This window comes from Phenylobacterium sp., from assembly GCF_028290885.1.
Classification (GTDB): Bacteria; Pseudomonadota; Alphaproteobacteria; order Caulobacterales; family Caulobacteraceae; genus Phenylobacterium.
This window is the reverse complement of sequence record NZ_JAQGIZ010000296.1, coordinates 1-6817: the sequence shown is the minus strand read 5'-3', so window position 1 is coordinate 6817 and position 6817 is coordinate 1. Positions and strand designations below refer to the sequence as shown.

Here is a 6817-nt window from a genome sequence, read left to right as displayed (position 1 = left end):
GCCGACTGCACGGCGGCCAACTGGATGCCGATGCGGTCTTCCACCTCGAAGAATTCCTGGCGGTGCATCAGGCCGTGGTTGGTGCGCGCGGTGGCGATGTGGACGGTGCCGACCGGCTTCATGGGCGTGCCGCCGCCGGGCCCCGCGACCCCGGTGATGGCCACGGAGACGTGGGCGTTGGAGTTCTCCAGCGCGCCCTCGGCCATCATCCGCGCCACCGGTTCCGAGACCGCGCCCAGGTCGGCGATCAGGTCGCCGGGCACGCCGAGCAATTCCTGCTTGGCGCGGTTGGAATAGGTGACGAAGCCGCGCTCGAACACGTCCGAGGCGCCGGCCACCTGGCAGATGGCGCCGGCCACCAGCCCGCCGGTGCAGCTCTCCGCCGTGACGATCCGCAGCGACCGCTCCCGGGCCTCGTCGACAAGCAGGCGGGCCAGGGTCACGATCTCCAGCGAAAACATCGGCGGGGCCTCTCTTAACGGCTCATAAGGTCGCCGGACCAGAGCATCGGACAGACTGCCCATTCAAGGCGATTCGCGCCGCCGGTTCCGCATCCATGACCACGCTCGCCCTCGACGTCCAGCGCGCCCGGCCCCGCGCTGCGCTGTTCGCGATCACCGTATTCGCCAGCGCCGCGCTGGTGTTCCTGGTGGAGCCGATGGTGGCCAAGCTGGTGCTGCCACGGCTGGGCGGCAGCCCGTCGGTCTGGAACACCAGCCTGGCGTTCTTCCAGGCGGCGCTGCTCGCCGGCTACGGCTACGCCCACGCCTTGCAGCGGCTGCGCTCGCTGCGCGCCCAGGCCCTGCTGCACGGGGCGGCGCTGCTGGCCGCGGCCCTGGTCCTGCCGCTCAGGATCAACGAACTGGTCGGGCCGCCGTCCTCGACCCATCCGACCCTGTGGTTGCTGGGCGTGCTGACGGTCTCCATCGGCGCCCCCTTCGCCGTGCTATCGGCCACCGCGCCGCTGGTGCAGGCCTGGCACGCGCGCACGTTCGGCGAAGGGGAGGGGAAGGAGCCCTATGTCCTCTACGCGGCCAGCAACCTCGGCAGCCTGCTGGCGCTCCTGGCCTATCCGCTGATCGTCGAGCCGAGCCTCACTCTGCACGCCCAGCGGCTGGGCTGGAGCGGCGGCTACCTGGCTTTCATCCTGCTGATGGCAGGCTTGGCGCTCAGCGTCGTTCGCGCCGGCGCGGGTAGCGGCCCGGTCCGCAAGGACGCCGCAGCAGTCCCACCTATCGCCTGGGGCGAGCGGCTGACCTGGGTGGCGCTGGCCGCCATCCCGTCGAGCCTCATGCTGGGGGTCACCACCTACATCACCACCGACGTGGCCTCGGCCCCGTTCCTGTGGGTGCTGCCGCTGGCGCTGTACCTGGCGACCTTCATAATCGCCTTCCAGGCCAGGCCGGCGATCCCCCGCGACGTAACGCTCCTGCTGCAGGCCGCCGCCGTCGCCGTCTGCGCGGCGGTTCTGCCCTTCACCGCCAACGCATTCGCGATCCAGTTGCCGATCCACCTGGCGGCCTTCTTCCTGACGGCGCTGATGTGCCACCAGGCGCTGGTGGCGCGCCGGCCGGACCCGGCGCGGCTCACCGAGTTCTATTTCTGGATGTCGCTGGGCGGCGTGGTGGGCGGGTCGTTCAACGCCTTCGTGGCGCCGGTGATCTTCGACAACGTCTGGGAATACCCCCTGGTCCTGGTGTTCTCCTGCCTGGCGCGGCCCTGGGGGGACTGGAAGATCGACCGGTTCAGCTGGGCGATGCTGATCCTGGGGGTGGCTGGCGCGGTGGCGACGCCGATCCTCAACACCTTTGTTGCGCCGCACGTCTACGCCAGGCCGATCGTCGGCGGCTTCAGCCAGATCGACGCCTTCCAGCTCGGCGTCCGGGTGTGCCTGGGGGCGTCGGCCATTGCCGCCTTCCTGGTGCGCAGCCGCTCGCTCCTGTTCTTCGCGGTGATCGCGGTCCTGTCGATCGGCGCGGACGCCGCGGCGGACCGCTCGAACACGACGCAGAGCTGGCGCAGCTTCTTCGGCGTGCTTCGCCAGTCGGAAACCCAGGTCCCGGCGCTCGGCGGGCCGGTGCGGATGCTCGCGCACGGCACGACGCTGCACGGCGCCCAGGCGCTCGATCCGCGCTGGCGGTGCAATCCGCTGGTCTACTATGCGACGAGCACCCCCATCGGGCAGGTGTTCCTCGCCCAGCAGCGTGAGAAGCCTGCGCTCAGGATCGGCGCCGTGGGCCTCGGCACCGGCTCGGTCTCGGCCTATGTGCGGCCGGGCGATCGGCTGACCTTCTTCGAGATCGATCCGCTGGTGATCCGCGTCTCCAACGATCCGAACCACTTCAGCTACACCACCCGCTGCGCCGAGGGGCCGGTGGACTATGTGCTGGGCGACGCGCGCCTGACGCTCGCCCATCAGGCGGCCCACATCTTCGACATCCTGCTGATCGACGCCTTCTCGTCGGACGCTGTTCCCACCCACCTGCTGACGGTGCAGGCGGTCCGCGGGTACCTCACCCACCTGAAGCCCGACGGGGTGCTGATCCTGCACCTCTCCAACCGCAACCTCGACCTGAACGGCCCCGCGCAGGCCGTGGCCCGAGCGGCGGGCGGCGTCGCGCTGATCCAGCACTATCGGCCCAAGCCCGGCCAGGACCTCGGGGGATGGCCGTCGCCGGAGGACGCGGTGATCATCGCGCGCTCGCCGGCGGGGCTCGCCCGGTTCGCGCATGATGGGCGCTGGCGGCCGACGGACCCCAACACGGCGCGGCCCTGGACGGACGACTACACCAACCTCTTCGGCGCGCTCCTGCGGCGGCTGAAGCAGAAGATGAATCCGAACAGCGAGGGGTAAACCCGTCCGCTGGTGAGGTTTGCCGCCCTAAAGCGGCGTCTCAACCGAGACCACCGCCTGGGCCATCAGGCCTTCCTCGCGGCCGGTGAAGCCCATGCCCTCGGTCGTGGTCGCCTTGACGCTGACGCGGTCGACGGGAAGGCCGAGCAGTTCGGCGATCCGCGCCCGCATGGCGTCGCGGTGCGGCCCGATCTTCGGCCGCTCGCAGACCAGGGTCAGGTCGGCGCTGAGGATGCGCGCGCCCTTGGCCTGGGCGAGCTTGACCGCGTGGACCAGGAACCGGTCGGAGGAGGCGCCCCGCCACTTAGGGTCGGACGGCGGGAAATGCTGGCCGATGTCTCCCTCGGCGACGGCGCCCAGGAGGGCGTCGGTCAGGGCGTGCAGGCCCACGTCGGCATCTGAATGCCCCACCAGGCCGTGGTCGTGGGCGATGCGGACGCCGCCCAGCATCACGGCCTCTCCGGGCCCGAAGCGATGCGCGTCGACCCCGAGGCCGGTGCGTACGATCCGCCGCGAGCCCGCCAGTTGCTCGGCCATTAGAAAGTCCTCCGGCCAGGTCAGCTTCATCAGCATGGGGTCGCCCGGGACCAGAGCCACCCGGCCGCCGTCGCGTTCGATCACGCTGGCGTCATCGGTGGGCTCTTCGTCAGGTGGCCAGCGGGCGTAGGCGGCCTTCAGCCGTCCGAGGCGGAAGGCCTGCGGCGTTTGAGCGCGCCAGAGGCCTTCGCGGCTCACCGTCGCCTCCACGAGCCCGTCGCCGCGCTTGAGGGTGTCAGGGATGGGTAGGGCGGGGATCGCGCCATCGGCGCCCTCCAGCGCACCCAGCAACCGCTCGACCTGGCTCCGCGTGACGAACGGCCTGGCGGCGTCGTGCACCAGCACCGGCTGCTCGTCGTCAGCGGTGACCGCCGCCAGGCCCGCCTGTACGGACTCCGCGCGGGTCTTCCCCCCGGCGACGGCCCGCCAGCCCTCGAGGCCCTGGAACGCCTCATCCGCCGCCGCCAGCCGGTCCTGAGCCACGACCACTACGATCTCGCGCGCGCCGGCCGAGCGCAGGCCCTCCACCGACCAGCGGACCAGCGGCCGGGAGCCCAGCAGGCGCCAGGCCTTGGGCTCGCCAGGACCCGCACGCAGGCCTTCCCCCGCCGCCACGACTACCGCTGAGAAACTCATGGGTGCGTGTTTAGGGGGACGGCGGCGCTTGTCCAGTTCGTGAAGGCTTTACTGCATCGCACAAACTGCCTAAAAACCCAGCGGTGGGGATGATTATAAAATGAGCAGTGCGCTCAGAGTTCGCAATGTGACCGTCGGTGGACGCGTCTGGATCGCGCCGATGACCGGGGTTTCCGACCTGCCGTTCCGCCGTGCGGCGAGCCGGCTGGGCGCGGCTTATGTCGCGACCGAGATGGTCGCCTGCGCGGAATTCTCCAAGGGCCGGCCGGACGTCCTGCGCCGCGCCGCCGTGGGCGAGGGCCTGCCGCTGATGGTGGTCCAGCTGGTCGGCCGCGACCCGGACCATGTCGCCGAGGGCGCACGCCTCGCGCAGGCCGCCGGCGCCCAGATCATCGATCTCAACTTCGGCTGTCCGGCCCGCGAAGTGACCGGCGCCCAGTGCGGCTCGGCCCTGATGCGCGAGCCGGAGCTCGCCGAACGCCTGATCGCCGCGGCCATCGCCGCCGTGGACGTGCCGGTCACCGTGAAAATGCGCCTGGGCTGGGATGACGCCTCGAAGAACGCGCCCGAACTCGCCGCCCGCGCTGAGGCGCTGGGCGTCGCGGCGGTCACCGTCCATGGCCGCACCCGCTGCCAGTTCTACAAGGGCGCCGCCGACTGGGCAGCCGTGCGCGCGGTGAAGCAGGCGGTCTCGATCCCGGTCATCGTCAACGGCGACATCGTCGACGGCGAGACGGCGCGCGCGGCGTTGGCCGCGTCCGGCGCGGACGGGGTGATGGTCGGACGAGGCGTCTACGGCCGACCCTGGATCGCGGCGCAGCTCGAGGCGGAGCTGGAGGGCCGTGCCTTCCGGGCGCCGGACGCTTCGACCCGCCTGGGTATCGCGCTTGACCACTTCCGCGACGCGCTCAGCTTCTACGGCGATCGTCTGGGCCTCAAGATCTTCCGCAAGCACCTGGCGGCCTATGTGGAGCAGGCTCCCTGGCCGGCGGGCGGCGAGGACCGGCGACGGGCCCGTGGCGTGCTGTGCCGCCTGGAGAGCCCGGGCGAGGTCGAGCGGGGCCTGACCGCGCTGTGGGGCGACCCCGAGCGGAGGCTGGCGGCATGAGCTGGCGCACGCTTCCCCAGTCACTGGGCGTCGACGTCCTGGCGCTGAAGGCCGCGGCCTTCGAGCTCAGCCCGGACCCGGCCATGGTGGTCGACTCCACCGGCGCCCTGGTCGCCGTCAACGAAGCGGCCGAGGCGCTGTTCGGTCAAGGCCTCGGCCTCTTGGCGCGCGGGCGCTTCAGCGCGGCCCTGCCGCCCGGCTCGGCGCTGGTCTCGCTGCTGAACCGCGCGATCGAGGAGGACGCCAAGGTCCGCGAGCGAGGCGTCCAGATCACCCTCTTCGGATTGCCGCCGTTCGAGGCGGACGGGGCCGCCGCGCCGCTGGGCGACGGCTCGGTGCTCCTGACCCTCACCGTCAAGGCGGGCCTGGGCGTGGAGCGGGGCGGGGCGGAAGCTGCGGGGGGGCTGCGCTCCATCGTCGGCCTGGGCCGCATGCTGGCGCACGAGATCAAGAACCCGCTGGCGGGCATCCGCGGCGCGGCCCAGCTGCTGAAATCCGGCGCCAAGGCCGAGGACGCCCCGCTGGCGCAGCTGATCGTCGACGAAACCGACCGCGTGCGCCGCCTGGTCGACCGCATGGAAGCCTTCTCCGACGACGCCCTGCCGTCGCTCACCCCGATGAACATCCACCAGGTGCTGGACCGGGTGCGCGCGCTCGCCGCCAACGGGGTCGCCGACGGCCTGGTGATGCGCGAGCAGTACGATCCCTCGCTGCCGCCGGTGCTGGGCGACGAGGACCAGCTGATCCAGATCTTCCTCAACCTGGTGAAGAACGCCGCCGAGGCCGCCCATTCGCGTGGCGACGGGCGCGGCATGATCGGCATCTACACCGCCTACCGCCACGGCGTGCGGGTGCGCGCGGCCAAGGGCCAGACCTTGCGCGGCGCGCCGCTGGAGGTGCGGGTGGTGGACAACGGCCCCGGCGTCCCGGCCCACCTGCGCGAACACCTCTTCCAACCCTTCGTCACCTCCAAGGCCAACGGCGCGGGCCTCGGCCTCGCCTTGGTCAGCAAGCTGGTGGCCGCGCACGGCGGCCTGCTCGACTTCGAGTCCGAGCCGGGGCGGACGATGTTCCGGGTGCTGTTGCCCATCGCTTCCGAGGAGGACCTCCCGGCATGAACGCCGCCAGCAAGAAGATCCTGATCGCCGACGACGACGCCTCGATCCGGCTGGTGCTCTCGCAGGCCTTCACCCGGCTGGGCTACCAGGTCCGCGCGACGGGCAATGCCGCCACCCTGCTGAAGTGGGTGTCCGAGGGGGAGGGCGACCTGGTCATCACCGACGTCGTCATGCCCGACGAGAACGTCTTCGACGTGCTGCCGCGCATCCGCAAGGAGCGGCCGAAGCTGCCGGTCATCGTGATGAGCGCGCAGAACAACCTGATCACCGCGGTGAACGCCGCCGAGGTGGGCGCCTTCGACTACATTCCCAAGCCCTTCGACCTGGACGACATGACCTCGGCGGCCCGTCGGGCGCTGTCGCGGCCGGCCGACGCAGAAGCCTCCCGCGCCCAGGCCCGCGCCGTGCGCGACGACCGCCTGCCGCTGATCGGCCGTTCCGCGCCGATGCAGGACGTCTACCGCACCATCGCCAGGCTGGTGGGGGCGGACCTCACCGTCCTGATCACCGGGGAGAGCGGCACCGGCAAGGAGCTGGTGGCGCGCGCCCTGCACGACATGGGCC

6 protein-coding genes are annotated in these 6817 nt (G+C 71.4%); 4 read left to right on the top strand and 2 right to left on the bottom strand.

All coding sequences use genetic code 11. The annotated features are described in order from the left end of the window. On the bottom strand, positions 1-461 hold a 461-nt coding region (locus JWP28_RS19595; protein WP_299545538.1), incomplete at its 3' end, for a CinA family protein. Between the two features lie 95 nt (positions 462-556). Here JWP28_RS19595 and JWP28_RS19590 point away from each other — a divergent pair. Next, positions 557-2854 (top strand): fused MFS/spermidine synthase, encoded by a 2298-nt coding sequence (locus tag JWP28_RS19590; RefSeq protein ID WP_299545537.1) that lies wholly within the window; start codon positions 557-559, stop codon positions 2852-2854. Positions 2855-2881: 27 nt separating this feature from the next. On the opposite strand, the gene JWP28_RS19585 is transcribed toward JWP28_RS19590, so the two are convergent. Then, positions 2882-4027 (bottom strand): bifunctional 2-C-methyl-D-erythritol 4-phosphate cytidylyltransferase/2-C-methyl-D-erythritol 2,4-cyclodiphosphate synthase, encoded by a 1146-nt coding sequence (locus JWP28_RS19585; protein ID WP_299545536.1) that lies wholly within the window; start codon positions 4025-4027, stop codon positions 2882-2884. Positions 4028-4127: 100 nt separating this feature from the next. Here JWP28_RS19585 and dusB point away from each other — a divergent pair, with 100 nt between their 5' ends. From dusB to JWP28_RS19570, 3 genes are all read left to right on the top strand, one after another. Continuing rightward, positions 4128-5135: a tRNA dihydrouridine synthase DusB gene (gene dusB / locus JWP28_RS19580; protein WP_299545535.1), complete on the top strand. Its 1008-nt coding sequence runs from the start codon at positions 4128-4130 to the stop codon at positions 5133-5135. Then, entirely contained in the window at positions 5132-6253 is a 1122-nt protein-coding gene (locus tag JWP28_RS19575; RefSeq protein WP_299545534.1) for an ATP-binding protein, read from the top strand. The genes dusB and JWP28_RS19575 overlap by 4 nt, the downstream gene beginning before the upstream one ends. Beyond that, a partial coding sequence (locus JWP28_RS19570; protein WP_299545533.1) for a response regulator occupies positions 6250-6817 on the top strand: 568 nt, incomplete at its 3' end. The genes JWP28_RS19575 and JWP28_RS19570, both read left to right, overlap by 4 nt.

What these genes read in the sequence shown, in the direction of transcription:
- JWP28_RS19590 (WP_299545537.1), top strand. Translation starts at nt 557, where the DNA reads ATGACCACGCTCGCCCTCGACGTCCAGCGCGCCCGGCCCCGCGCTGCG.
- JWP28_RS19585 (WP_299545536.1), bottom strand. Translation starts at nt 4,027, where the DNA reads ATGAGTTTCTCAGCGGTAGTCGTGGCGGCGGGGGAAGGCCTGCGTGCG.
- dusB (WP_299545535.1), top strand. Translation starts at nt 4,128, where the DNA reads ATGAGCAGTGCGCTCAGAGTTCGCAATGTGACCGTCGGTGGACGCGTC.
- JWP28_RS19575 (WP_299545534.1), top strand. Translation starts at nt 5,132, where the DNA reads ATGAGCTGGCGCACGCTTCCCCAGTCACTGGGCGTCGACGTCCTGGCG.